Genomic DNA, 24,323 nt, shown 5'->3' with positions numbered 1-24,323 from the left:
CGAAATTCCCCCATGGTTCCGATGGACTCCGGTACGCACACCCTGCACAAGTGCGTGTGATCAAAGCATCATCATCGCCGAACCGACAAGGCCCTTCCATGACATGAACGGGCTGATGGCCACAGATGTGTGCGACGAATTGCCGCAGGCCAGACGAAACAACGGCCCTCAGGCATTTCCGAAATCGAACGCCAACACATCGGCAATGCGCGGCGTGCCCGCAAGCGCCATCAGCAGTCGGTCCACGCCTACCGCGACCCCGGCACAGGCGGGCATGGCAGGCAACGCCGCCAGCAGGGGCTCATCCAATGGCGGCAACACGGTACCCCGCGCTGCACGCACGGCCAGGTCACGCTCAAAACGTTGCCGCTGTTCGATGGCATCGTTCAGCTCGTGATAGCCATTGGCCAGTTCCACAGCCCCCAGGTAAAGCTCGAAGCGCTCTGCGACGGGCGGTTCACCCGGGCGAATGCGCGCCAGCGCAGCCTGCGTGGCCGGCCAGTCGTGGATCACCGTGATGCAATCGGAAGCGAACTGCGGCTGGATGCGATGGGTCATCAGCAGATCCAGCCAGTCATCGCGGTTCAAGCCATCCGCTTGAATGCTGACCTCGCCCAGACCCGCACGCAGCTGCGCCATATCGGCAAGAAACGGATCCAGCCCCACTGTTTCGATGAACAGCTCGCGATAGGTGAGCACACGCAATGAACCTTGCCGCCCCACCATCGCCAACGCCTGTTGCACCAAGGCGACGGTTTCATCAATCAAACGGTGATGATCCCAACCCACGCGGTACCACTCAAGCATGGTGAACTCGGGATTGTGGCGGCCACCGGCCTCACCGTTGCGGAACACGCGACCCAGTTCGTAGCAATCACCGACGCCGGCAGCGAGCAGGCGCTTGAGCGGATATTCCGGTGAGGTACGCAACCAGCGCAGCGGCGCGCCGGCGTCAGCATGGCCGGTAAAAAATGTCTGGAAGCTTTCGATGTTCGGCTCTGTGTTGCCGGCCGCCGACATGATCGGCGTCTCCACCTCCAGCACCTGCCGCTGCGCGAAGAAATCACGGATCAGCGCGTTCAACCGCGCGCGCTGGCGTAGTGCTTCAATCACGAATGCAGCCCTCCAGCTTGGCCGTTCAACGACAGCGTCAGAATGTCGCGTTCGTCATCGCGATAGCCCGCCGAGAGATACAGGCGCTTGGCCTTGGCATTGTGATGATTGACCTCCAGCCGGATGACCGCCGCGCCCTGCCCTGCAGCCCAGTCGCGCGCGACTGCCAGCGCCTGCCGGCCCCAGCCACGGCCGCGTGCCGACGGCGCCAGATACAACTCATCCAGCAGCACAAAACGCCCGCCCTGCTCCACGCTGAAACACCAACCCAGGGTGACGTAACCCACTTCGGCCAGGTCATCACTGGACAGCATCAGCACCGCGCCCAATGACGGATTGCCCAGCACCGCCCGCAGGCCCGGCTCGACCAACTCCGGCTGGTAGGGGATGCAGTCTTCCACGTAGAAGTCCCGCACCATCGCGATCAACCGCGCGAAGTCTTCAGGCCCGGCAATGCGGGCGGCGATGTCGTTGCTCATGCGCTTTGTCCGTTGTCGGCGAGGAAGCTCAGCAAGCGCGCTTCGTCCCACACCTCCACGCCCAGTTCGTTGGCTTTGTCGAGTTTGGAGCCCGCTTCGGTGCCCGCAACCACAAAGCTGGTCTTTTTCGACACGCTGCCGGACACCTTTGCACCCAGCGCTTCCAAGCGCGCCTTGGCCTCGTCACGGCTCATCTGCGCCAGCGTGCCGGTCAATACGGCGGTCTGGCCCTCCAACGGACCGACAACCTGCTCCGAGGCCTCTGGGGTGAGCTGCTGCAGCGCGTGCATCTGCGCACCGGCGGCAGAAAACAGAGCGGCATTGGCATCCTTGTCCAGCCAGGCCACCAAGGCGTTGGCAGTCTCCGCCGGCAATCCGGCAGTGACAAAGTTGTGCGCACTTTCATCGCGGATGGCATCTGCCGATGGGAAGGCTTCGGCCAACTGTTTGGCGCGCACCGGCGTGATCTTCGGAATTTCCATGTCCTGCAGCAGATTGACCAACGTGAGCTCGCCGCGCAGCCTCGCACTCGGAGGATGGCGGTCGGTGATCTGTACGCCGCGCGCCAGTAATTCATCGATGGCCTGCTGGTTGCCTGGCTGTGCCATGAAGTGGCCAATGGAGCGCGCAACTTCGCCACCAATATCCGGCACGCGCTTGAACAACGGCCACGGCAAGTGGCGGATCAGCTCCAAATCACCGAACCACACCGACAAGGCTTTGGCCGTGCTCTCACCCACGTGTTCGATACCCAGCGCAAACAGCAGGCGCTCCAGCGTCGTAGTGCGGCTGTTGGCGATGGCAGCAATGAGATTATCGGCCCACTTGGTGGCGATTTTTTTTGTATTCCACTGGAACTGCGCCGGCACAGCCAGCACCTGCGCGCGCCAACCGGCATCGTCACTGCTCAGCTTCAGAACCTGCTTGAGCGTGTCGCCGCTGCCTTCCGGCACTAGATGCAGGCTGAGTTGCGAAGCCAACGCCTCGGGCGAATCCGCATCCAATGCCAGCTTCAACAGCAGTAACTGATCACGATTCAACGCGTAGAGATCTGCCACGCCGCGCACGATTCCGGCATCGACCAGGGTTTCGATGTACTTGTCACCGAGGCCGTCGATATCCATGGCCTTGCGCGAAGCGAAATGCGCGATGGCTTCCTTGCGTTGCGCCGGGCAGCTCAACTCACCCGAGCAGCGCCATGCCGCCTCGCCTTCCTCGCGCACGATTTCCGAACCGCACACTGGGCATACGCGCGGCATCTGCCACGGCGTGGTGCCGTCGGGGCGCTTGTCGGCGATGACACTGACCACTTCCGGGATCACATCACCGGCACGGCGCACGATCACGGTATCGCCCACGCGCACATCCAGGCGCGCGATCTGGTCGGCATTGTGCAGGGTAGCGTTGGTGACCACCACGCCAGCGACATGCACAGGCTTGAGACGTGCGACAGGTGTCGCCGCACCGGTACGGCCGATCTGGATCTCGATGGCCTCGACAGTAGTGGTCTGCTCCTGCGCCGGGAATTTGTGGGCGATGGCCCAGCGCGGCGCCCGCGCGACAAACCCCATTTCCTGCTGACCCTGGCGATCATCCAGCTTGTAGACCACGCCATCGATGTCGAACGCCAAACCATCGCGGCGCTCGCCGATATCGCGGTAGTACGCCAACAACCCGTCCGCGCCTTCAACGACCTTGCACAGGTCGCTCACCGGGAAACCCCATTGCGCCAACTGCGCCAACGTAGCCGAGTGCGTGGCCGGCAACTCGCCACCGGACACTTCACCCAAGCCATAAGCAAAGAAGCTCAACGGACGTTGTGCGCTGATTTGGGGATCAAGCTGCCGCAACGAACCTGCCGCGCCATTGCGTGGGTTGGCCAGCACCTTGCCACCGTGCAGACGCGCCTGCTCGTTGTAACGCTCGAAATCGGCACGTGGCATATAAACCTCACCGCGCACTTCAAGCACGTCCGGCCAGCCCTGTCCTTCCAGCTGTTTCGGAATCACCTTGATCTGCCGCAGATTGGCGGACACATCCTCGCCGGTAGCACCGTCACCGCGCGTAGCACCTTGCACGAACCGACCATGCTCGTAACGCAGATTGATCGCTAGACCATCGAGCTTGGGTTCAGCGGAAAACAGCACCTGCCTGCGCCGCAGACGCTCATCAATGCGACGCACGAAATCTCGCACTTCTTCGTCACTGAAGGCATTGCCCAGCGACAACATCGGCACCGCATGGGTCACTTCAGGGAAGCGCGACGAAGCCTTGCCACCCACTTGGTGGCTGGGCGAATCCACGCGATCCAACTCAGGATGCGCCGCCTCCAGCGCCTCCAACTCCCGCATCAGCCGGTCGTACTCGGCATCGGGAATGATCTGCTCGTCGAGCTCGTGATACGCACGCGAAGCATCGGCCAGTTGTGTCCGAAGCGCCGCGATGCGCAGAGAGGCTTGGGTATTGGAATTCATACGGCGATTTTACCCGCGTGCGTGTTCGCCGGGTGATCGCGTTGGATCTTGAGCATGAAGGATCAGAAGCGGGAGGCTTGCCGCCGACCCTCACCCTGGCCTCGCCAAAGGGAGACGGCAAAAGCGGCGCCCGGCACCTTGATCGAAGGCGCGAGCCCCACCCGGCGGCGGAGCCACAAGGAGGGCTGAAAGAGTGCTTCTGCGGCTGAAAGCTCAGCTGCCAGAAAACGCTCGCAAACTCACCAACGCGGCGACTTGGTCAGCGGCGGCGCCTGATGCTGGCGGTCATAAGCCCGCAGGTCATCTCGGATATGGGCAATGCGCTGACGACCCAGCGCGTTGCGGCTGTCGTCCAGCACCACGCCATCCAGCAGTTCACCCATGCGCTGTACGGTCGGCAGCATCTTTTCCCATGCGTCGAGCGCGGTCAGTGGCGCCGGCAAGGTCAGGAAAAAGGCAATGGCCGGGGTTTCCATGTCACGGATGCTGGCCATGTCGAAACTGCCCGGCTTCATGATGCTGGCCATCGAGAAGATCGGGCCGCGCTCAGGATGGCCTTCCACCAGGCGGTGGAACACATTCATGTAGCCGAACACCAAACCGGTTTTCTCGGCAGCGACGACAATGTCCTCACCTCGCAGCACTTCGCCGGAACGTGCAGCTACATACAGCGACACGATCTTGTCGAACTCTTGGCTGGGGCGTTTGCCAAGCTCACTGGTGCCGGCCGGGTCAGGGTCGGCCAAGCCAAGCTCGGCCTGACTGATGCCTTCGCCATCGGCCAGATCTGCTGTTGTCCCGCCGCCCTGCAGGTCGTCGGATGCACCCAGCACAGGTTCGCGACGTTCAGCACGCTCGCCTGATTCTGCTGCAGACGACTCCTTGCGCTTGCCTTGTGCAGGCCTGCGGGAACGCCCGAACAGGAAAATCGCCACGATCAGCAGCAGTCCGGCAAACAGAATGCCGATGCGCAACAGTGCCATGTCGGACATACGTTGGAGTCTCCGGAGGTTCGTTCAGGTGGATAAAGGATGGCACGTCACGCCGCGCCCGCCAATCGTGCGGCTTCTTCCAGGTCCACGCTAACCAAGCGGCTGACACCTGGCTCGCGCATCGTCACGCCGGACAATTGCTGCGCAGCCTCCATCGTGGCCTTGTTATGGCTGACAAACAGGAACTGCACTTTCTCGCTCATTTCCTTGACCATATTGGCCAGGCGGCCAACATTGGCTTCGTCCAGCGGCGCGTCCACCTCGTCCAGCAGGCAGAACGGCGCAGGATTGAGCTGGAAGATGGCAAACACCAGCGCCACTGCCGTCATCGCCTTCTCGCCACCGGACAGCAGCGAGATGCTGGATACGCGCTTGCCCGGCGGGCGCGCCATGATGGTCACGCCGGTGTCGAGCAGATCATCGCCGGTCAACTCCAGATAGGCGTGGCCACCGCCGAACAGACGCGGGTACAACGCCTGCACGCCGGCGTTGACGCGGTCGAAGGTGTCCTTGAAGCGGCCGCGGGTTTCGCGGTCGATCTTGCGGATGGCGTCTTCCAGCGTATCCAACGCCGTGGTCAGATCGTTGTTCTGTGCTTCCAGATACTCAGAGCGCTGTGATGCCTCGCCATACTCATGGATAGCCGCCAGGTTCACCGGCTCCAGGCGACGCATGCGTCCATCGATCTGATGTACGGCCTGCTCCCAGTCGGACAGACGTGCATCTTCGGCCAACGTGTTGATGACGTCCTGCAACACAAAACCCGCCTTCTCCACCGCACCGGACAGCTGCTCGGCACTGAGCACCAGTGCCTGCTGGTCCAACTTGCGCTGGGAAATGCGCTCGCGCTGAGCCAGTGCCTGCTCATCGCGCTGGTGGCGGGTCTGTTCGGCGCTGCGCAGTTCGGCATCAATGCCTTCCAGCAGTGCACGTGCTTCGCCGAGCACGCGCTCCACGCGCACACGTTCGCCCAGCGCATTCTGATGGTCTGATTCCAGCGTCAGTACCGGCGTGTCGCCGTCGTCCAGCTGCGAGTGCAGTTCGCCCAGCCGCGAATCCAGCTGACCACGCTGGTTACTCATGCGCTCCAACGCGTGGCTGAGCGAGGTGATCTGGGTGCGCTGTGACTCCAGCGTCAACGCCAGCGCGTGCATGCTGTCGCGGACATTGCGTGCGGCATCGCGCGATTGATCACGCGCTTCGGTCAGCTGCCTGCGCTCGCTTTCCAATGCATGGCGCGCTGATTCAAGGTCACCCATGCTGGACACCGCATCATCCAGCCGAACGCGCGCTTCACTGGCCTGCTCGCGACTGGCGTCCAACGTTTCCAGCAGCTGCGCCAACTCGCTTTCGATGCGCTCGATGCGGAGCCGGGAGGATTCCAGCCGGCCTTGCTGACTCTGCAGTTGCCCGGCCAGCTCCGAGGCACCGCGATGCGCCTGATACAACGCACGCTGCGCTTCTTCGCGATGCTGTTCGGCTGCCAACAACTGCTCACGCAGGCTGGACAGCCGCTGTTCCAGTTCGCTTTCGCGCTCCTGCAACGCTTCAATCTGTTCGCGCAAAGTGACGATTTCTCGTTCGCGTAGCAAGGCGCCCTGCTGTGCGGCGCCGGAGCGCGACAGGCGCACCCAGCCCTCGCCCAGACGCTCACCGTCGCGGGTGATGACCGAGTCACCGTCCGGCAGTCGCGCCTGCAAAGTACGCGCCTGCGTCAGATCATCGGCCGCATGCAAGCGTGCCAGCAGACGACGAATCGCAAGCGGGCCCTGCACCTTGGCGGCCAACGAGGTCGCCGCGAAATCAGCCTTGCCGTCAGCGCCCGAAACCAACGCGATGCGGCCTTCACCCAACTCGCCGAGTACATCAACCAGCGTTTCCGGAGAATCGACCAACACGCCTTCGATCAGTTGCCCGAGTGCGCTTTCAACCGCGTTCTCCCAACCGGCCTCAACGGTGATGCGCTCGCCGACGCGCACGGCCGAATCCAGCCCGCGCGCTTTCAGCCACGCCACCGCCGCGCCCTGTTCCTGACCCAACGCGGCCTGCTGCAGCGCTTCCAATGACGACAAGCGCCCGCGCGCCGACTGTGCCTGCTTGCGCACTTCGGCCAGTTCCGACTGACTGGTGCGCTGCTGTTCCTGCAGCGTCGCCGCCGATTCCTTGCGCACCTCGACCTGCTCGGTAAGCGAATCGACGCTGGTTTTCTGCGTTTCGTGCTGCAGCTGCAGTTGCTCGAATGCCTCGGCCAGCGCTTCCATGTCCAGCCCGGCGCGCTCAGCGGCCAACGTTTGTCGACGGCGATCCGCTTCGAGCACCTGTTTGTCCAGGTAATCCACGCGAGTGCGCTCCACCTCACCCGAGCGCGTGGCTTCGGAGGTATTGCGGTTATGCGCTTCCCAACGGTGCTGCCAATCGCTCAGTTTGGTCTCGGCTTCGCGCAGCGCGTCCTGACGCAGCTCGTTTTCTTCCTGCAACTGCTCCAGCTGCGGCTCGGCGCCTTCCACCGTTTCGCGCAGCACGATTAATTTGGCTTCGTCGCCGCTGATGTGCTGACCCAGTTCAGCCAATGCCTGACGAGTTTCGTCGCGCGCTTTGTTCAAACGCTGCGCCATTTCGCGCTGGTGTTGGATCTGCTGCTCCAGGCGCGCCAGCGTGCTACCCACCTGGTAGACATCTGCCTGCGCACGGTTCAAGGTCTCGGCGGCTTCTTCGCGGCGCACGCGGCCTGTTTCAATGCGGCTTTCCGCTTCGCGCTGCTCGGCGATGAGCTGCTGCAACTTGGTTTCTTCACGCGACAAGGCTTCACGTAGCCCGCTCAGGCGCCCATCCAGACCGCGATACTCCAACGCCTTCCACTCCGCATCCTTGATGCGGCGTTCTTCCTGCAAGGCCTGATATTGCTCGGCCTGCTTTGCCTGGCGCTTGAGGTGCTCCAACTGCTTGCCGATTTCTTCGCGCAAGTCGTTGAGACGGTCCAGGTTCTCGCGGGTGTGGCGGATACGGGTTTCGGTTTCCTTGCGACGCTCCTTGTACTTGGAGATGCCGGCGGCTTCTTCCAGGTACACGCGCAGGTCTTCCGGGCGCGCCTCGATGATCTGGCTGATCATGCCCTGCTCGATGATCGAGTAGCTGCGCGGGCCAAGCCCGGTGCCCAGGAACAGATCGGTGATATCGCGGCGCCGGCACTTGGTGCCGTTCAAGTAATAGTTGCTGCTGCCGTCACGGCTGACCGTGCGTTTGACCGAGATTTCATTGAACGCGGCGTACTCGCCGGAGATCGCATGGTCGGTGTTGTCGAAGATCAACTCAACAGTGGCCTGCGACACCGGCTTGCGCCCAGCCGAGCCGGAGAAGATCACATCGGTCAGCGAATCGCCCCTCAGGCGGCTGGCCGAGCTTTCGCCCATCACCCAGCGCACCGCATCGATGATGTTGGACTTGCCACAGCCGTTCGGGCCGACCACGCCGGTCATGTTGGTCGGCAGGTGCAGCGTCGTGGGATCGACGAAGGACTTGAAACCGGAAAGCTTGATCGTGGATAGACGCATGGACTCGGGCTATTGGCGGAGCCCGGCACAGGTCTGCCGGCACCCCGGGGGTAATTCCGGAAGTTCCTTTCCCGCCCCCAAGCTATTGATATCCGTAAATATTCAAAACTTGAAGCACGGCACTGGGCAACGAGTATAGCGACACCCGCAGCCCCGGGCTGCATGGCCGGCAGCCCAAAAGAAACGGGCGCCTTGCGGCGCCCGTTCCAGTACATCTACAACGGCAGGATCAGGCGTCGGCTTGGACGATGACCTTGACGGTGGCTTCCACGTCGGCGTGCAGCTTGACGATAACGTCGAACTCGCCCACGTTGCGGAAAGCACCTTCGCCGAGGATGACTTCGCTCTTGTTCAGCTCCAGGCCGGCAGCGGTGAAGGCTTCGGCGATATCGCGCGGGCCAACCGAACCGTACAGCTTGCCTTCGGTCGAAGCGTGCGCACCGATGGTGACGCTGGCGCCTTCAAACTTGGCAGCACGGGCTTCGGCACCGGCATGCTGGGCCGAGGCCTTGGCTTCGTAGTCAGCACGCTTGGCTTCGAACTCGGCAACATTGCTCTCGGTGGCCGGAACGGCCTTGCCCTGCGGCACGAGGAAGTTGCGGCCGTAGCCCGGCTTCACGTCAACCAGGTCGCCCAGGCCACCGAGGTTGGTCACTTTCTGCAGAAGAATCAGCTTCATTTGTATTGCTCCGTTATTCGTTAGCGGCACCCAAGGGCGTCGCAACGCTTGCTGTCCGAATAGGACGGGTTGATGACAGGTAATGAGTGAAGAGAGGTGAGGAGCGAAAGAGCAGATTGCCCTCTCACTCCTCACGTCCTGCAGCGCAAGCGCCGCCACTCAATCTGTGATCAGACGTCGTGGTTGTCCGTGTACGGGATCAGGGCCAGGAAACGGGCGCGCTTGACGGCCGTAGCCAGCTGGCGCTGGTACTTGGACTTGGTGCCGGTGACGCGGCTCGGAACGATCTTGCCGTTCTCGGTCAGGTACTGGCGCAGGGTGTTGAGATCCTTGTAATCGATCTCTTTCACGCCTTCAGCGGTGAATTTGCAGAACTTACGGCGACGGAAGAACTTGGACATGGGTGTGCTCCTTATTCAGCAGAAGCAACGGCGTCGTCGCCGGCTTCGTCATTGGTGGAGGAAGTGGCACCCTCTTCGTCGTCGCGACGACGGCGTTCGCCACGCTCGGGCTTCTCACCCTTTTCGTCCTTGCTCTTCATGATCAGCGACTGCTCGGTGTCAGCCTCGTCACGCTTCATGACCAGGTTGCGCAGCACGGCGTCGTTGAAACGGAAGCTCTCGGTCAGTTCGTTCAGAACTGCCTGGTCGACTTCGATGTTCAGCAGAACATAGTGAGCCTTGACCAGGTTCTGGATCGGGTAAGCCAGCTGGCGGCGGCCCCAATCTTCCAGACGGTGGATGGTGCCGTTGCCGTTCTCGACCAGCGCCTTGTAGCGCTCGATCATGGCCGGGACCTGTTCGCTCTGATCCGGGTGGACCAGGAACACGACTTCGTAATGACGACTCATGTTTTTATACCTTTCGGATGTAGCCCTTATGGGCCGGACAGCCCCCCGCTGTGAACGCGGTGGGGCAAGGATTCCAACGCCGGAAGCGAAGGAAGCCGCGCATTATCCAACGTGCCAGCCTCGCAGGCAAGCCATCCCCCGCCAAGCTGAACACAGCGTCCGATGGGCAACGCTATATCCGGCACTTTCTTGCTGCGGTGCAGCAGTACAATTTGCAGCCGTTTCCACGCCGCCCCAGGTTTCAACGTGACCCCCTCCGCCCCCCTCGCCGCGAGCCTGAGCTCGGGCCAGCGCACCCTCATTCTATTGGCGTTGTCACTTGGCGGCTTTGCCATCGGCACCAGTGAATTTGCCAGCATGGGCCTGATGCTGGAGATCAGTCGCGGGCTGGGCATCAGCGAAGCACAGGTCGGGCATCTGATCAGCACCTATGCCGTCGGCGTAGTGGTGGGCGCCCCGGTGCTGGCCTTTGCCGGCGCCAGCCTGAGCCGGCGCACCCTGCTGCTGTGCCTGATGGGCTTTTACGCCGCCGGCAACCTTGCCAGCGCACTGGCACCGAATTACCACACGATGCTGCTGGCCCGCTTTGTTGCCGGCCTGCCGCACGGCGCCTATTTCGGTGTGGCCATGCTGGTGGCGGCCTCGATCAGCCCGCCGGAGCAGCGCGGCGCTGCCGTTTCCAAAGTGCTACTGGGGCTTTCAATCGCCATTCTGGTCGGCAACCCGCTGACCACCTGGATGGGCCAGCAATTCACTTGGCGCACCGCGTTCGCTCTCGTCAGCCTGCTTGCCCTGGCCACCGTCGTGATGGTGGCCCGCCATCTTCGCCCGGACCCCAACGAAGTCCGCACCTCGCCGATGCGCGAGCTTCGGGCGTTCAACCAGACCCAGGTGTGGCTGGCGCTGGCGATCGGCTCGATTGGCTTTGCCGGCATGTTCTGCGTGTTCACTTACCTGGCTCCCACCTTGGTCAGCGTAACCGGCGTGAACGAGCGCTGGATGCCGGTGGCCGTAGGCCTGTTTGGCGTCGGCGCGATCATCGGCAATATCGCGGGCGGCAAGTTGGTTGACCGCCTGCAATTCCGTGCCGCCGGCGTGCTGCTGGCGTGGTCGGTGGTGGTTTTACTACTGTTTCCGCTGGCCGCACATTCGGCCTGGGCTATGGTGCCGGCCATCATCGCCGTGGGCACAATGGGCGCATTGGCGGTGGCCTTGCAAACCCGCCTGATGGACGCTGCCGGTGAGGCACAAACTCTGGCGGCAGCCTCCAACCATGCTGCTTTCAATACCGCCAACGCGTTGGGCCCTTGGCTGGGCGGCATGGCGATCAATGCCGGTTTTGGGCATGCGAGCACGGGCTATGTCGGCGCGGCCACAGCGGCGGCCGGATTGTTGCTGTGGTTCGCCGCGGTTGCTTTTGAGCGCCGCAATGCAGGGCGTGAGGCGGTTTGCAGCCAGTAATTCAATCCCTGCTCACGTTCCCGTGAGATGAGCCGGAGTGAAGGGAGCCTTTGTCTTTGGACTCACAAACTAAAGCCCAACGCCCTTCATCCGTCCCTTGGGAACACCATCCACGCAGCGCGACAAGGGAAAGGTGTGCGCCTTTGCGCTGCCCGGGAGTTCCGCCCAGGAATCTGCATCCACCCGTAAAAACAAAGGCCGGCGCCCCAAAGGTGCCGGCCTTCTTTATTCCACTGATACGTCACAAAGCCTCAGCGATGCATGTCTTCGGTGGTGAAGCTCTCGCCGCAACCACATTCAGCCGCTGCGTTCGGGTTCTTGAAAGTGAAGGTTTCGCTCAGGCCATGTTTGCCGAAGTCGATCTCGGTACCGTCCACCAACGGCAGGCTGTCAGCATCCACGTAGATCCGCACGCCGTCCTGCTCGAACACGGTGTCGTCGTCGCGCAGGTCCTTGGCCAGGTCGGTGATATGCCCCCAGCCGGAGCAACCCGTGCGGGTCACGCCAAAACGCAGCCCCAGCGCGCCAGGGGTGGATTCAACAAAGCGCTGCACCCGGGAATGGGCGACGGGGGTCAAATGAACAGCCATGATGGGCGACTCCAGCAAAATTACAGTCCAATTATAGATGGGGACGGCCACCGGGTACTGCAAGCGCCGATAAATGCTCGCTTGCCCGGGCCTACAGCCGCTAAAATCTCGCATTCACAGATCGAGTCGATCAACAGAGGATTCATGTCATGACGGTGGTCAGCGTTGCACACGCCCTTGCCGGGAAGTTCCCGGAAGGCGGAGAAGTCACGGTTCGCGGATGGGTGCGCACAGTGCGCGGCTCGGCAGGACTGGCCTTCGTCAACGTCAGCGATGGCTCGGGCTTTGCGCCGATCCAAGTCGTAGCCACCGAGGCGCTGGGCAATTTCGAGGACATCAAGCGCCTGACCCCTGGCTGCTCAGTGATCGCTACCGGCACGCTGGTCAAGTCGCAGGGCAAGGGCCAAAGCTTCGAGATCCAGGGCCAGAGCCTTGAGATCGTGGGTTGGGTCGAAGACCCGTTGACCTACCCGATTCAGCCCAAGCCGATGTCGCCAGAGTTCCTGCGCGAAGTGGCCCACCTGCGCCCGCGCACCAACCTGTTCGGCGCGGTCACGCGTATCCGCGACTGCCTGTCCAAGGCCGTGCACCGTTACTTCCACGAGAACGGCTTCTATTGGATCAGCACGCCCATCGTCACTACCTCCGATGCCGAAGGCGCCGGGCAGATGTTCCGCGTGTCTACGTTGGACATGAGCAACCTGCCGCGCACCGGCAACGGTGAGATCGACTTCAGCCGCGATTTCTTCGGCAAGGAAACCTTCCTGACCGTGTCCGGCCAGCTGAACGTCGAGGCTTACTGCCTGGCGCTGAGCAAGGTCTACACGTTCGGCCCGACCTTCCGCGCCGAGAACAGCCACACCACCCGCCACCTGGCCGAGTTCTGGATGGTGGAGCCGGAGATCGCCTTCGCTGATCTGGCTGAAGACGCACGCGTGGCCGAGGAATTCCTCAAGTACCTGTTCCGCGCTGTGCTCGATGAGCGCGGCGACGACATGGCTTTCATCGCCGAGCGCGTGCAGAAGGACGCCATCACCCGACTGGAATCGTTCGTCAACGCACCGTTCGAGCGCATCGAGTATTCCGATGCGATCACGTTGCTGCAGAAGTCCGGCAAGAAGTTCGACTACCCGGTCGAATGGGGCCTGGACCTGCAGACCGAGCACGAACGCTGGTTGACCGAAGAACACGTCGGCCGTCCGGTGGTGGTCACCAACTACCCCGAGCACATCAAAGCCTTCTACATGCGCTTGAACGACGACGGCAAGACCGTTGCCGCGATGGACGTACTGGCCCCGGGCATCGGCGAGATCATCGGCGGCAGCCAGCGCGAAGAGCGCCTGGATGTACTCGATGCGCGCATGGCACAGTTCGGCCTGGATCCGGAGCACTACCAGTGGTACCGCGATTTCCGTCGCTATGGTTCGGTGCCGCACGCCGGTTTCGGCCTGGGCTTCGAGCGCTTGGTGGTGTACGTCTGCGGCTTGTCCAACATCCGCGACGCCATCCCCTACCCGCGCGCACCGGGTTCGGCGGAGTTCTAAGCAACCAAGTGAGGAGCGAGACATGAGCAGTGAGAAAAAAGCGGAACCATCGGCAGCGAGCAGCCTCGGCTGTTTCTCACTTCCCACTCATTTTCACTCGCATCTGCACGCATGACGCTCTTCTTCGCGCTGTGCTTTGTGGGTATCGCCATCGCTGGCCTCAGCGCGTTCCTGATCTTCTGGCCGCTGACGCTGGTGCATATCCGCGACCAACATCCGGTGCTGGCTGACGCGTTCGGTGCTGGCGCCTTCCTCAAACCCGACTGCCTGCGCTGGCTGCTGACAGGCAGCTACGCCGGCATCAGCGACCGCTCGCTGTCCGGCCTTGCCACCCCGGCACGCATCGCCCTGCTGGTGATGCTGGGCGGGTTGGCCATGGCCGGGCTGCTCGGCCTTTATTCCCAGGTATTGAAATGAACGACCTCGACACCCCCCTCGACCAGTGGTGGCTTGCACAACTCGGCGGCACCCTGATCTGGGCGCGCCTGCGTGTGCGCCCGGCGGGCACCGCTGAAGTGCTGGACAGTGATGGCAATACGCTCAGCTATGACAGCGAAGACGTTGCCCGCGCGCAGTTGTTCGACGCCGAGTTCGTGGCCTTCGATGGGCTGGACGAAGAGGACGCACTCGCACGCGGCTTCTCGCTGCATGAAGTGCAACCGCCAGTTGCCGAAGATGATGAAGCCCTGCGGGACCGCATGGTGCAACTGCTCGGCACCCGGGTCTGACCCACTCCGATGTTCAGCCCCCGCGCCTTCAGCGAGAACGACCTGCATTGGCTGGATCGCCTGCTGGCCCGTGATCCCTTCGTAACGGTGCTGACCACCGGCGACGACGGCCTGCCCGAACTCACCCGCCTGCCGGTGTTGTACTACCGGCAGGGCCAGGACATCACACTGCTCGGGCATTGGGCGCGTGCCAACCCACAATCGCGACACAACGGCACTGCCAAAGTGCTGATTGATGGGCCGCACGGCTACGTGTCTGCCAGCTGGTATCCAGACAAGGAAACGGCTGCGCGCGTGCCGACCTGGAACTACGCCACTGCCGAACTGCGCGGCCAGCTGCAGCCATTTAACGACACCGATGCCCTGGCCGAACTGGTCGGTTCGGTGAGCGATCATTTTGAGGCCTCTGTTGGCCAGGCTTGGCGCTTCGAACCAGAGCGCGACGACCACCTGCGCCAGTTACGCGGCATTGTGGGCTTCCGCTTCACGGTCGAGCAGGTACAGATCACCCTGAAGCTCAGCCAGAACCACCCCGAGGCCAACCAATTGTCCGTCATCAACAATCTGGAACAACTGGCAACGCCCGTTTCCGATGAGCTGGCGCAATGGATGCGTTGGCGCCGTGATGAAGCCGCCACCGGCAACTGACACACACCCGTTTCCCGCGACAACGCAGCCATAACGGCCGCGTCTTGCCCCCACCCGACGTCAGGGACAACCACCATGCAAGACATCCACAAACTGCTGCAGAACAACCGTGATTGGGCCGACCGGATCGAAAAGGAAGACCCCAACTTTTTCCATCAACTGGCCACGCAGCAGCACCCCGAATACCTGTGGATCGGTTGCTCCGACTCGCGCGTCCCGGCAAATCAGATCATCGGCATGGCTCCCGGCGAAGTGTTCGTGCATCGCAACGTGGCCAACGTGGTGGTTCACACCGATCTCAACTGCCTGAGCGTGGTGCAGTACGCGGTAGATCAGTTGAAAGTGAAACACATCCTGATCGTCGGCCATTACGGCTGCGGCGGCGTGCACGCCAGCCTGAACAACACCCGCGTTGGCCTGGCCGACAACTGGCTGCGCCATGTGGGTGATGTCGCGCAGAAGCATGCAGCAATTCTGGATGCGATTGACGAACCCGAACTCAAGCACGCACGCCTGTGCGAGCTGAACGTGATCGAGCAGGTGGTCAACGCTTGCCGCTCGACCATCGTGCAGGACGCTTGGGCACGCGGGCAAAAACTGATGGTCCACGGCTGGGTCTACAGCCTGCGCGACGGCCGCGTGCGTGAAATGGGCATCGACGTCGACAGCCCGGATGCCCTGCAGCCTGCCTATGAAAAGGCTTTGTCGCATGTGCCTCGCAAGGGCAAGCGCGACTGAGGCAGAGCCGCCCCTGCCTTCAAGCCCCTCTCCCGTGTGCGGCAGAGGGGCTGGGGTGACGGCAAGCTGCTGGAAATTTTAAAAGCCCCCTCATCCGCCCCTTCGGGGCACCTTCTACCGCTGGCGGGAGAAGGGACAAAAGCTGACATCGAGACCTCCATGCTCGCACTTCCCCTCAATCTCCAAGGCTGGATCGACGAGCACCGACATCTTCTCAAGCCGCCAGTCGGCAACAAGATGATCGAGAACGGCGACTTCATCGTGATGGTGGTCGGCGGCCCGAACAACCGCAACGATTTCCACTGGGACGAAGGTCCGGAGTGGTTCTATCAGTTGGAAGGCGAGATGGTGTTGCGGGTACAGGAAGATGGCGCGGTCCGCGACATCCCGATCCGCGCCGGGGAGATTTTCCTGCTACCACCACGCGTGCCGCATTCACCACAGCGTATGCCCGGGTCGGTCGGGTTGGTGGTGGAGCGCAAGCGTCTGGAGCATGAGCTCGACGGGCTGATGTGGTTCTGCCCGCAATGCAATCACAAGCTCCATGAAGAATTCTTCCCACTGAAGAACATCGAGACCGATCTGCCCAAGATTTTTGATCGTTTCCATTCCTCGCTGGAACACCGCACCTGCGATCAATGTGGCACCGTCCATCCGCTGCCGCAGCCGGTTGCCAGCAGCGCCTGAGCGCAACCGCCTGCATCGCGCGGGCAGGTACACTGCGGCTACATTTGCCACGCGTCCTGTCCCGATGAACGACATCCTGTCCACCGCCCATGCCGCCGCACTCGATGCCGCCGATCCGTTGCGACATCTGCGTGACCAGTTCCTGATTCCGCAACACCACGGCGGCGACCAAATCTACTTTGTTGGCAACTCGCTCGGCCTGCAGCCCAAGGGTGCGCTGGCGATGGTGCAGGAAGTGCTGGACTTGTGGGCGAGCATCGCAGTCGAAGGCCATTTCACCGGTCCCACGCACTGGATGAACTACCACCGCTTGGTCACCGATTCACTGGCCCGCGTGGTCGGCGCAAAGCCCGAAGAAGTCGTGGCGATGAACACGCTGAGCGTGAACCTGCACCTGATGATGGTCAGCTTCTACCGGCCCACCTCGCAGCGCCCCGCCATCCTGATGGAAGCCGGCGCGTTCCCTACTGACCGGCACGCGGTGGAAGCGCAGGTGCGTTTTCATGGTTTCAATGCTGAAACCGATCTGATCGAAGTACAGCCCGACGAGCCCAACGGCACCATTTCCATGAGCGCCATCGAGCGCGCATTGAGCCAACACGGGCAGCGTGTCGCACTGGTGCTGTGGCCGGGCGTGCAGTACCGCACCGGGCAGGTGTTTGATCTGGACGCCATCACCCGTCTGGCGCGCGCGCAGGGCGCCAATGTGGGTTTCGATCTAGCCCATTCGGTCGGCAACGTACCATTGGCGTTGCATGACGTCGCACCCGATTTTGCGGTGTGGTGCCATTACAAATATCTCAATGCCGGCCCTGGCGCGGTTGCCGGTTGCTTCGTCCACGAGCGTCACGCACGCGACACCACCCTGCCCCGCTTTGCCGGCTGGTGGGGCCATGAGCAATCCACTCGCTTCAAGATGGCGCCAGAGTTCGTGCCGGAACTGGGCGCTGAAGGCTGGCAGCTGAGCAATCCACCCGTGCTCGGTCTGGCACCGCTGCGCGCCTCGCTGGCGCTGTTCGACGAAGCCGGCACCGATGCCTTGCGCAACAAGTCACTACAGCTCACCGGCTATCTGGAAACGATGGTGCGTGCACGTCTGTCGGAAGTGCTGCAGATCATCACCCCCAGCGAACCCGAACGCCGCGGCTGCCAGCTTTCATTGCGCGTCAACGGTGGCCGGCCGCAGGGGCGCTCGCTGTTTGAGTTCCTGCAAGCAGCTGGCGTGCTCGGTGATTGGCGCGAGCCCGATGTCATCCGTATCTCGCCGACCCCGATGTACAACCGTTACCAAGACATTCACCGCTTCGTTGAAGAAGTGGAGAACTGGGCCCGCCGCAGCTGATCCAACGGAACCCTTGAGTTGACCACTTCCTCCCCCCGTAGTCTCACCATCATCGGCGCCGGCCTGGCCGGCTCCCTTCTGGCCATTCTGTTATCCCGGCAGGGCTGGCAGATCACGCTCTACGAACGTCGCGGCGATCCGCGCATTGCCGACTACGAGTCTGGCCGCTCCATCAATCTCGCCTTGGCCGAGCGCGGGCGCAATGCCCTGCGTCAGGCTGGCGTGGAAGACGCCGTCATGGCCAAGGCCGTGATGATGCGTGGACGCATGGTGCACCCCCGTACGGGAGAGCCAGAGCTGCAACGTTATGGTCGCGATGACAGTGAGGTGATCTGGTCGGTACATCGCAAGGACCTCAATACCACCTTGTTGCAGCTGGCCGAAGAGGCCGGCGCCCGCTTCCATTTCCATCGGCGACTGCACACGGTGGATTTCGATGCCCGGTACGCACGCTTCATCGACGACCGCGACGATCAAGCGCACGACATTCATTTCGATACACCGCTCATTGGTGCCGATGGCGCTGGCTCGGCGCTGCGTGCGGCCATGAATCGCAAATCGCCCCTCGGTGAGCGCATCGAGTTCCTCGATCATTCGTACAAGGAACTCGAAATACCGCCCGGCCCTGACAGCAACTTCCTGATTGAAGGCAATGCGCTGCATATCTGGCCACGCGGCAACTACATGTGCATCGCGCTGCCCAATGACGAAGGCACGTTCACCGTGACGCTGTTTCTCCCCAATCAGGGTGAACCGAGCTTCGCCAATGTGCGCAATGGTACCGAGGCCGAAACGCTGTTCCAGCGCGAATTCCCAGACGCGCTGTCGTTGATTCCCAACCTTCGCAGCGACTGGGAACAGCATCCGCCGGGCTTGCTCGGCACGCTGTATTTGGACCGTTGGCACCAAGGCAGCAAAGCGGTGCTCGTAGGCGATGCCGCACATGCAATGGTGCCGTTCCACGGCCAGGGCATGAACTGCGCATTCGAAGATTGCGTGGTACTGGCACGCACGCTTGCCGAGCATGAAGACACCGCGCAGGCATTTGCCGCATTCGAGCGCGAGCGCCAACCCAATGCCGCTGCCATCCAACAGATGGCTCTGGACAACTACCTGGAGATGCGCGACCGCGTCGCCGATCCCACATTCCTGCTGCAGCGAGAGCTGGAGCACGCATTGCAGGCGCGCTGGCCGACCCGCTTCGTGCCGCACTACACAATGGTCACGTTCCTGCACACCTCATATGCGCTGGCATTGGAGCGCACCCGCATCCAGCAGCGCATCCTTGCTGATGCCACTGCCGGCCAGCAGACGCTGCAACACATCGACTGGGCGGCGCTGGAGAAAATTGTGCACGAGCAACTGCCCATTCTGGAAGGAGCGCACTGATGGCCGAGAGCTTCCTGTTTTACGACCTGGAAACCTTCGGTCAAGACCCGCGTCGCACGCGCATCGCGCAGTTCGCCGCCATCCGCACCGACGACCAGCTGCGGCAGATCGATGAGCCGGTGAGTTTCTACGTCAAGCCTGCCGACGACCTACTGCCCTCGCCCATCGCTACTCTGATCACCGGCATCACGCCGCAGCATGCGCTGGCCGAAGGCGTCAGCGAAGCCGAGGCGTTCTCGCGCATCCAGGAGCTGATGGCGCGCCCGCAAACCTGCACGCTGGGCTACAACACACTGCGCTTCGACGATGAATTCGTCCGCTATGGTCTGTTCCGAAATTTCCACGATCCCTACGAACGGGAATGGCGCGGCGGCAACTCGCGCTGGGATTTGCTGGACATGCTTCGTCTGGTGCATGCGCTCCGCCCGGACGGCATCAACTGGCCGCAGCGGGAAGACGGCGCCACGTCCTTCAAACTGGAGCACTTGGCCATCGCCAACAATGTTCGACAAGGTGATGCGCACGAAGCCTTGTCCGACGTGCACGCCACCATCGGCATGGCACGTCGTTTCCGCGACACCCAACCGCGCATGTGGGACTACGCCCTGCGCCTGCGCGACAAACGTTATGTCAGCACCCTGCTGGATGTGGTGGCAATGCAGCCGGTGCTGCACATCTCGATGCGCTATCCGGCCAGCCGCCTGTGCGCAGCGCCGGTGCTGCCGCTGGCCCGCCATCCGCACATCAACAACCGGGTCATCGTGTTCGACCTGGAAGGTGACGTCGATGCGCTGCTGGACCTCTCAGTGGAAGAGATCGCCAGCCGCCTTTACACCCGTGCCGCCGACCTGCCCGAAGGCCAACAGCGCGTGCCCCTGAAGGAAGTGCATTTGAACAAAGTGCCGGCGCTGGTGGCATGGAATCATCTGCGTGAAGCAGATTTTGAACGACTGGGCATCAACCCCGCCGACGTCGAAGCCAAGGCTGACAAGCTGCGCGCCATTGGCCCGCAACTTGCGGAGAAAGCGCGCCAGGTATTCTCCCGCGAGCGCGCCATCGACGGGCCGATTGACGCCGATGCTTCGCTGTACGACGGTTTCCTGGCCGAAGGTGACAAGGGCCTGTTGAGCAAGGTCCGCACCGCGCCACCGGACGCACTGGCCGAGCTGGAACAGCGTTTCCGCGACCCGCGTCTACCCGAGTTGCTGTTCCGCTACCGCGCCCGCAATCATCCCGATACGCTGGATGCCACGGCACGTGCGCGCTGGAACACCTACCGCCGCGCACGCCTGCTGGAAACACCGGGCCTGGGCGAACAGATGCTGCCGGACTACATCGCACAGATCACCTCACTGCGCGAAGAACACCACGACAACTCCACTTCATTGGCCCTGCTCGATGCTTTGGACCAATGGGGTCACGACCTGCAGAAATCACTATGAGCCAGTATTTCAGCGACGCCAGCTTCAAATTCCTGCGCGGCCTTGCCCGCCATAACGACAAGACCTGGTTTGCAGAGCACAAGCAGCAATATGAAGACCATGTACGGCAGCCATTTCTGCGCCTGATCACCGACTTGCAGCCGGATCTGAGCAAGGTCAGCGAGCACTTCCAGGCCGACCCTCGCACAGTGGGCGGCTCACTGTTTCGCATCTACCGCGACTCTCGCTTCTCCAGCGACAAGACGCCGTACAAAACCTGGCAGGGTGCGCGGTTGTTCCATGAGCGACGCAAGCAGGTGCCTGCGCCGTCGTACTACATCCATCTGGCACCGGGCGAGAGCTTTGTCGGCGCCGGTATCTGGCACCCGGAACCGGACGTACAACGCCGCCTGCGTCAGTTCATCTTCGACAACCCGGGCAGCTGGAAAGCCGCCGCACATGCGCCAGCCACCCGTCGTCGCTATGAGTTCGAGACCAGCGAAAAGCTGGTGCGTTCGCCGCGGGGCTTCCCGGCTGATTTTGAATTCATCGACGACCTCAAACACCGCAACTGGGTGCTGTGGCGCTCGCTGGACGACAGCACCATGACTGGCCCGCGCCTGCGCCACACGCTGGCCGGCGACCTTGCTGCGCTCGGCCCATTCGTCGACTATCTGTGCGCCGCACTGGATCTGGAGTTCTGAGCCAAAGCGCAGCGCACCCAGAACACTGACGGACGCTGTGAGGCCCATAAAGCAGCCAATTGCGACGGTCGCGCAATCGCAGCAACCCTTCAGCGGAAGCGGTAGGCAGCGCCGTACTTGAGCCCGTCATTTCCCATACCGGGCTCATCAGACCTTGCCGGGGCTTCACACGGTCACACACCGTTTGCGGCAACCTTGTGGCACCACCGACCCAGAAGCTGCCGCCATGTCCTCCATCCATCACCAGATCTGGATCGACGCCCCACTGACCACCCTTTACGACGCGCTGGCCAGTGCTGACGGACTGAGCCATTGGTGGGTGCCGCACCAGCAGACCCTCCATGACGGCGATACGCTGATCAGCCACAACCCTGGCGGAGCACATGGCACGGTGGTGATGAAGGTGCTGGAAACCGTACCTGGCCATCGTGTGCGCTGGGAGGTCATCAGCCACCACCCGACACAGAGCCCGGCGTCGGTCTGGGCAGGCACCGAGGTCCGCTTCGACCTGTCCCGGCGGGCAAGCCCGGGCGCATGGCGCGGCCTGCCGCATGAAGGCGAGCCGATGACCGTGTTGGAATTCCAGCATCTCGGCTGGGAACCGCAGAACGAGTACTACAGTTTCTGCAGTCAAGCCTGGGCCGAAACCTTGGTGTTGTTGCGCCGATGGGCAGAGTCCCAAGCCAATCACCACCACTGACAAGACGGACGGACGCAATGAAAAAATGGATCATCGCCGCAGTTGTGATCGTGGCGCTCACCATCGGCAGCTATGTGGTTGCGGGGCCCTACCTCACCATCCACGGCATCAGCCGCGCCATCGAACAACGTGACATCGGCAAATTGCAGCGTTACGTGGATTTCCCCGCGTTACGGGTCAACCTCAAAGCTCAGGTCAATGACTATCTGGTGCGCCAGGCCGGTAGCCAGATGCAGTCCAGCCTGTTCGGTGCGGTGGTGGTGGGCGTACTCGGCAACGTGACCGGCGCCGGCGTGGATACGCTGGTCACTCCCCTTGGCGTTGCCGCCCTGCTGCAGGGCGACAGCGCATGGAAGCGTGCGACAGGCGACACCATTGGCGGTGATACCTGGGCCGCACCGTCGCCAGCAAAGCCGCTAGCCGACACGCACGGGCGTTATGAATCGTTGTCGCGCTTCACCGCCACCACACGGCTGCAGGATGGTCGCGAACTGGTGTTCGTGCTCAGCCGCCAAGGCCTGCGCTGGCGGCTGACCAACATCGTGCTACCCACCGGACAGGCGCCGGACTAAGCCCGGCGCCAGCTACGCTCAGGCAATGCGTCGCACAGGTTCTTCTTCCAGCTCACTTTCCGCGAGAAACGCCTCCAACGAATCATCCATCGCCTGCATCCACGGCGTGTGATGCGGCGGTGCCAGCGTCCCGGTCAACACAGAGCGATAGCTGCAGTTGCGGTAGCCAAGAATGTCGTCCTTCTTGTCGTGCTTCCATTGTTTGAACAAATCAGCCACGGCTTCCACATCGAATGCCGGGTAGTCAGTGACATCGAGCAGATCACGCACATAGTCCGTCTGAAAATCGATGTCCTGTTCAGCCGATTGCGAGGCTTCCTCACGGGCAACCCATGCGTCACTGTCAGCACGCATGGCTTCGGGGTCCGGCAATGCGATGCGCCCCAGAATCACGTCACGCGCATACCAGGCCTGCGCATCGAACATGTTGAATGTGTAGTACTGGTCCTGCATGCCCAGATACATGAGCTTGGGATTGTCGATCCAGAACACGCCCTTGTAGATGTCTCCCGGATACAGGCGGTTGCGCGTGCGCAGCGTCAGTTCATCAGGCAAGAACGGGAAATGATGCTGATATCCGGTACATAGGACGATGGCATCCACATGCTTGGATGTACCGTCGGCAAAGTACCCAGTGTTGCCTTCCACACGCAGCAGCAGCGGCTTTTCATCAAACGTTGCCGGCCAGTCGTGCCCCATCGGCTTGCTCCGATAGCTGAAAGTCACCGATTTGGCGCCGTACTTGTAGCACTGGGTGCCGATGTCCTCGGCCGAATAGCTGCTGCCTACCAACAAGATGTCCTTGTCAGTGAATTCACAGGCATCGCGGAAGTCATGCGCATGCAACACGCGGCCGGGGAAACATTCCAACCCTTCAAAGAACGGTGCATTGGGCGTGGAAAAATGCCCGGTCGCCACGATCACCCGATCGAACTCTTCCGACACGAGTTCGTCTTTTTTCAGGTCTCGAACACTGACGGTGAAGCGCCCGGTCTGCTCCGAATAGTCGACCCACTGCACTGCCATGTTGAAGCGGATCTGATCACGCACGCCGCTCTTCTCGATGCGGCCCATGATGTAGTCACGCAACACCGCGCGCGGCGGATACGAAGCGATTGGGCGTCCAAAATGCTCTTCAAAACTGTAGTCGGCAAACTCCAGCGCTTCCTTCGGCCCATTGGACCAGAGATAGCGATACATGCTGCCGTGAACAGGTTCCCCGTAGGCATCCAGCCCCGTACGCCATGTGTAGTTCCACATCCCACCGAGATCGGACTGCTTTTCGTAGCAGACGATCTCCGGTACTTCAGCGCCTGCTCGGCGGGCGGATTCAAATGCACGAAGTTGTGCCAGGCCGCTGGGGCCAGCACCAAGAATGGCGATACGCATGGTCATTGGGATTGTTTCTCCTGTGTAACTGCTGACGCAGATGAACGCGGCAGCACGGCGCAAGGGCGCATGATGCGCAGCGCAGGAGAGACAATGCGTCCGGTCCCGCGCGGCGCGCGAAACACCCGGCAGCCGCCCGAGGGCAGCGTTGGCGAGCAGTGGCAGACTGAAGACGCTACCGGCCGAGGCGAGGCCTCGTCCCTACATCACCGGGTGGTTGCTGTGCGGGCGGGATGAATCTGCCGCATTCGTGCAGATCAAGGACGCGGCAG

Annotated in this window: 23 protein-coding genes; 13 read left to right on the top strand and 10 right to left on the bottom strand. The window is 62.1% G+C overall.

The features are described from left to right. Positions 1-168 precede the first annotated feature (168 nt). From epmA to rpsF, 8 genes are all read right to left on the bottom strand, one after another. Positions 169-1,113: an EF-P lysine aminoacylase EpmA gene (gene epmA / locus PAN08_RS12165; RefSeq protein WP_269791746.1), complete on the bottom strand. Its 945-nt coding sequence runs from the start codon at positions 1,111-1,113 to the stop codon at positions 169-171. Next, the gene (locus PAN08_RS12160) at positions 1,110-1,592 is read right to left on the bottom strand and encodes a GNAT family N-acetyltransferase (RefSeq protein WP_269791745.1); all 483 of its coding nucleotides are present in this window, start codon (positions 1,590-1,592) and stop codon (positions 1,110-1,112) included. Before PAN08_RS12160 ends, epmA begins: the two co-directional genes overlap by 4 nt. Further along, positions 1,589-4,066, bottom strand: coding sequence for an NAD-dependent DNA ligase LigA (ligA, locus tag PAN08_RS12155; RefSeq protein ID WP_269791744.1), 2,478 nt, complete (start codon positions 4,064-4,066; stop codon positions 1,589-1,591). The genes PAN08_RS12160 and ligA overlap by 4 nt, the downstream gene beginning before the upstream one ends. A 239-nt stretch (positions 4,067-4,305) precedes the next feature. Further along, positions 4,306-5,058: a cell division protein ZipA gene (zipA, locus tag PAN08_RS12150; RefSeq protein WP_269791743.1), complete on the bottom strand. Its 753-nt coding sequence runs from the start codon at positions 5,056-5,058 to the stop codon at positions 4,306-4,308. 47 nt (positions 5,059-5,105) lie between these two features. Further along, positions 5,106-8,609: a chromosome segregation protein SMC gene (gene smc / locus PAN08_RS12145; RefSeq protein WP_269791742.1), complete on the bottom strand. Its 3,504-nt coding sequence runs from the start codon at positions 8,607-8,609 to the stop codon at positions 5,106-5,108. A 229-nt stretch (positions 8,610-8,838) separates the two neighbouring features. Next, entirely contained in the window at positions 8,839-9,288 is a 450-nt protein-coding gene (gene rplI / locus PAN08_RS12140) for a 50S ribosomal protein L9 (RefSeq protein ID WP_269791741.1), read from the bottom strand. 170 nt (positions 9,289-9,458) lie between these two features. Then, positions 9,459-9,689, bottom strand: coding sequence for a 30S ribosomal protein S18 (rpsR, locus tag PAN08_RS12135; protein WP_002804494.1), 231 nt, complete (start codon positions 9,687-9,689; stop codon positions 9,459-9,461). A gap of 11 nt (positions 9,690-9,700) precedes the next feature. Next, entirely contained in the window at positions 9,701-10,138 is a 438-nt protein-coding gene (rpsF, locus tag PAN08_RS12130; RefSeq protein ID WP_269791740.1) for a 30S ribosomal protein S6, read from the bottom strand. Positions 10,139-10,384: 246 nt separating this feature from the next. Between rpsF and PAN08_RS12125 the strand changes: the two genes are divergently transcribed. Beyond that, positions 10,385-11,599, top strand: a complete 1,215-nt coding sequence (locus PAN08_RS12125) for an MFS transporter (protein WP_269791739.1) — start codon at positions 10,385-10,387, stop codon at positions 11,597-11,599. A gap of 251 nt (positions 11,600-11,850) precedes the next feature. Here the strand turns inward: PAN08_RS12125 and PAN08_RS12120 are convergent, their stop codons facing one another. Continuing rightward, entirely contained in the window at positions 11,851-12,189 is a 339-nt protein-coding gene (locus tag PAN08_RS12120; protein ID WP_269791738.1) for an iron-sulfur cluster assembly accessory protein, read from the bottom strand. Positions 12,190-12,338: 149 nt separating this feature from the next. On the opposite strand from PAN08_RS12120, the gene asnS reads away from it, so the two are divergent. The 12 genes from asnS to PAN08_RS12060 all read left to right on the top strand — a co-directional run bounded on the left by asnS (position 12,339) and on the right by PAN08_RS12060 (position 22,662). Continuing rightward, positions 12,339-13,733: an asparagine--tRNA ligase gene (gene asnS / locus PAN08_RS12115; protein WP_269791737.1), complete on the top strand. Its 1,395-nt coding sequence runs from the start codon at positions 12,339-12,341 to the stop codon at positions 13,731-13,733. 111 nt (positions 13,734-13,844) lie between these two features. Continuing rightward, the gene (locus PAN08_RS12110; RefSeq protein ID WP_269791736.1) at positions 13,845-14,150 is read left to right on the top strand and encodes a hypothetical protein; all 306 of its coding nucleotides are present in this window, start codon (positions 13,845-13,847) and stop codon (positions 14,148-14,150) included. Then, positions 14,147-14,461, top strand: a complete 315-nt coding sequence (locus tag PAN08_RS12105) for a hypothetical protein (protein ID WP_269791735.1) — start codon at positions 14,147-14,149, stop codon at positions 14,459-14,461. The genes PAN08_RS12110 and PAN08_RS12105 overlap by 4 nt, the downstream gene beginning before the upstream one ends. 9 nt (positions 14,462-14,470) lie before the next feature. Continuing rightward, on the top strand, positions 14,471-15,109 hold the full coding sequence (locus PAN08_RS12100; protein ID WP_269791734.1) for an FMN-binding negative transcriptional regulator: 639 nt from the start codon (positions 14,471-14,473) through the stop codon (positions 15,107-15,109). A gap of 75 nt (positions 15,110-15,184) precedes the next feature. Next, complete coding sequence (gene can, locus PAN08_RS12095) at positions 15,185-15,847, top strand: carbonate dehydratase (RefSeq protein WP_269791733.1); 663 nt, start codon at positions 15,185-15,187, stop codon at positions 15,845-15,847. A gap of 159 nt (positions 15,848-16,006) precedes the next feature. Then, on the top strand, positions 16,007-16,534 hold the full coding sequence (locus tag PAN08_RS12090) for a 3-hydroxyanthranilate 3,4-dioxygenase (RefSeq protein ID WP_269791732.1): 528 nt from the start codon (positions 16,007-16,009) through the stop codon (positions 16,532-16,534). A 64-nt stretch (positions 16,535-16,598) separates the two neighbouring features. Next, positions 16,599-17,876: a kynureninase gene (gene kynU, locus PAN08_RS12085; protein ID WP_269791731.1), complete on the top strand. Its 1,278-nt coding sequence runs from the start codon at positions 16,599-16,601 to the stop codon at positions 17,874-17,876. An 18-nt stretch (positions 17,877-17,894) separates the two neighbouring features. Beyond that, the gene (locus PAN08_RS12080; RefSeq protein WP_269791730.1) at positions 17,895-19,265 is read left to right on the top strand and encodes an NAD(P)/FAD-dependent oxidoreductase; all 1,371 of its coding nucleotides are present in this window, start codon (positions 17,895-17,897) and stop codon (positions 19,263-19,265) included. Continuing rightward, entirely contained in the window at positions 19,265-20,707 is a 1,443-nt protein-coding gene (gene sbcB / locus PAN08_RS12075; protein WP_269791729.1) for an exodeoxyribonuclease I, read from the top strand. Before PAN08_RS12080 ends, sbcB begins: the two co-directional genes overlap by 1 nt. Beyond that, entirely contained in the window at positions 20,704-21,390 is a 687-nt protein-coding gene (locus tag PAN08_RS12070) for a DUF2461 domain-containing protein (RefSeq protein ID WP_269791728.1), read from the top strand. The genes sbcB and PAN08_RS12070 overlap by 4 nt, the downstream gene beginning before the upstream one ends. A gap of 226 nt (positions 21,391-21,616) precedes the next feature. Next, positions 21,617-22,090, top strand: coding sequence for an SRPBCC domain-containing protein (locus PAN08_RS12065; RefSeq protein WP_269791727.1), 474 nt, complete (start codon positions 21,617-21,619; stop codon positions 22,088-22,090). 17 nt (positions 22,091-22,107) lie between these two features. Further along, positions 22,108-22,662, top strand: a complete 555-nt coding sequence (locus PAN08_RS12060; RefSeq protein ID WP_269791726.1) for a DUF2939 domain-containing protein — start codon at positions 22,108-22,110, stop codon at positions 22,660-22,662. Positions 22,663-22,680: 18 nt separating this feature from the next. Here the strand turns inward: PAN08_RS12060 and PAN08_RS12055 are convergent, their stop codons facing one another. Further along, a complete protein-coding gene (locus PAN08_RS12055) occupies positions 22,681-24,057 on the bottom strand; it encodes an NAD(P)/FAD-dependent oxidoreductase (protein WP_269791725.1) in 1,377 nt (458 codons plus the stop codon). Positions 24,058-24,323: the final 266 nt, after the last annotated feature.

It is taken from the genome of Stenotrophomonas sp. Iso1 (assembly GCF_027497995.1).
Taxonomy (GTDB): Bacteria; Pseudomonadota; Gammaproteobacteria; order Xanthomonadales; family Xanthomonadaceae; genus Stenotrophomonas.
This window is presented reverse-complemented; position numbering and strand designations above follow the sequence as displayed.

Bases quoted from the DNA above. Each gene is read 5' to 3' on its own strand.
- PAN08_RS12160 (WP_269791745.1), bottom strand. From the start codon at position 1,592: ATGAGCAACGACATCGCCGCCCGCATTGCCGGGCCTGAAGACTTCGCG.
- ligA (WP_269791744.1), bottom strand. From the start codon at position 4,066: ATGAATTCCAATACCCAAGCCTCTCTGCGCATCGCGGCGCTTCGGACA.
- zipA (WP_269791743.1), bottom strand. From the start codon at position 5,058: ATGTCCGACATGGCACTGTTGCGCATCGGCATTCTGTTTGCCGGACTG.
- smc (WP_269791742.1), bottom strand. From the start codon at position 8,609: ATGCGTCTATCCACGATCAAGCTTTCCGGTTTCAAGTCCTTCGTCGAT.
- rplI (WP_269791741.1), bottom strand. From the start codon at position 9,288: ATGAAGCTGATTCTTCTGCAGAAAGTGACCAACCTCGGTGGCCTGGGC.
- rpsR (WP_002804494.1), bottom strand. From the start codon at position 9,689: ATGTCCAAGTTCTTCCGTCGCCGTAAGTTCTGCAAATTCACCGCTGAA.
- rpsF (WP_269791740.1), bottom strand. From the start codon at position 10,138: ATGAGTCGTCATTACGAAGTCGTGTTCCTGGTCCACCCGGATCAGAGC.
- PAN08_RS12120 (WP_269791738.1), bottom strand. From the start codon at position 12,189: ATGGCTGTTCATTTGACCCCCGTCGCCCATTCCCGGGTGCAGCGCTTT.
- asnS (WP_269791737.1), top strand. From the start codon at position 12,339: ATGACGGTGGTCAGCGTTGCACACGCCCTTGCCGGGAAGTTCCCGGAA.
- PAN08_RS12110 (WP_269791736.1), top strand. From the start codon at position 13,845: ATGACGCTCTTCTTCGCGCTGTGCTTTGTGGGTATCGCCATCGCTGGC.
- PAN08_RS12105 (WP_269791735.1), top strand. From the start codon at position 14,147: ATGAACGACCTCGACACCCCCCTCGACCAGTGGTGGCTTGCACAACTC.
- PAN08_RS12100 (WP_269791734.1), top strand. From the start codon at position 14,471: ATGTTCAGCCCCCGCGCCTTCAGCGAGAACGACCTGCATTGGCTGGAT.
- can (WP_269791733.1), top strand. From the start codon at position 15,185: ATGCAAGACATCCACAAACTGCTGCAGAACAACCGTGATTGGGCCGAC.
- PAN08_RS12090 (WP_269791732.1), top strand. From the start codon at position 16,007: ATGCTCGCACTTCCCCTCAATCTCCAAGGCTGGATCGACGAGCACCGA.
- kynU (WP_269791731.1), top strand. From the start codon at position 16,599: ATGAACGACATCCTGTCCACCGCCCATGCCGCCGCACTCGATGCCGCC.
- sbcB (WP_269791729.1), top strand. From the start codon at position 19,265: ATGGCCGAGAGCTTCCTGTTTTACGACCTGGAAACCTTCGGTCAAGAC.
- PAN08_RS12070 (WP_269791728.1), top strand. From the start codon at position 20,704: ATGAGCCAGTATTTCAGCGACGCCAGCTTCAAATTCCTGCGCGGCCTT.
- PAN08_RS12065 (WP_269791727.1), top strand. From the start codon at position 21,617: ATGTCCTCCATCCATCACCAGATCTGGATCGACGCCCCACTGACCACC.
- PAN08_RS12060 (WP_269791726.1), top strand. From the start codon at position 22,108: ATGAAAAAATGGATCATCGCCGCAGTTGTGATCGTGGCGCTCACCATC.
- PAN08_RS12055 (WP_269791725.1), bottom strand. From the start codon at position 24,057: ATGACCATGCGTATCGCCATTCTTGGTGCTGGCCCCAGCGGCCTGGCA.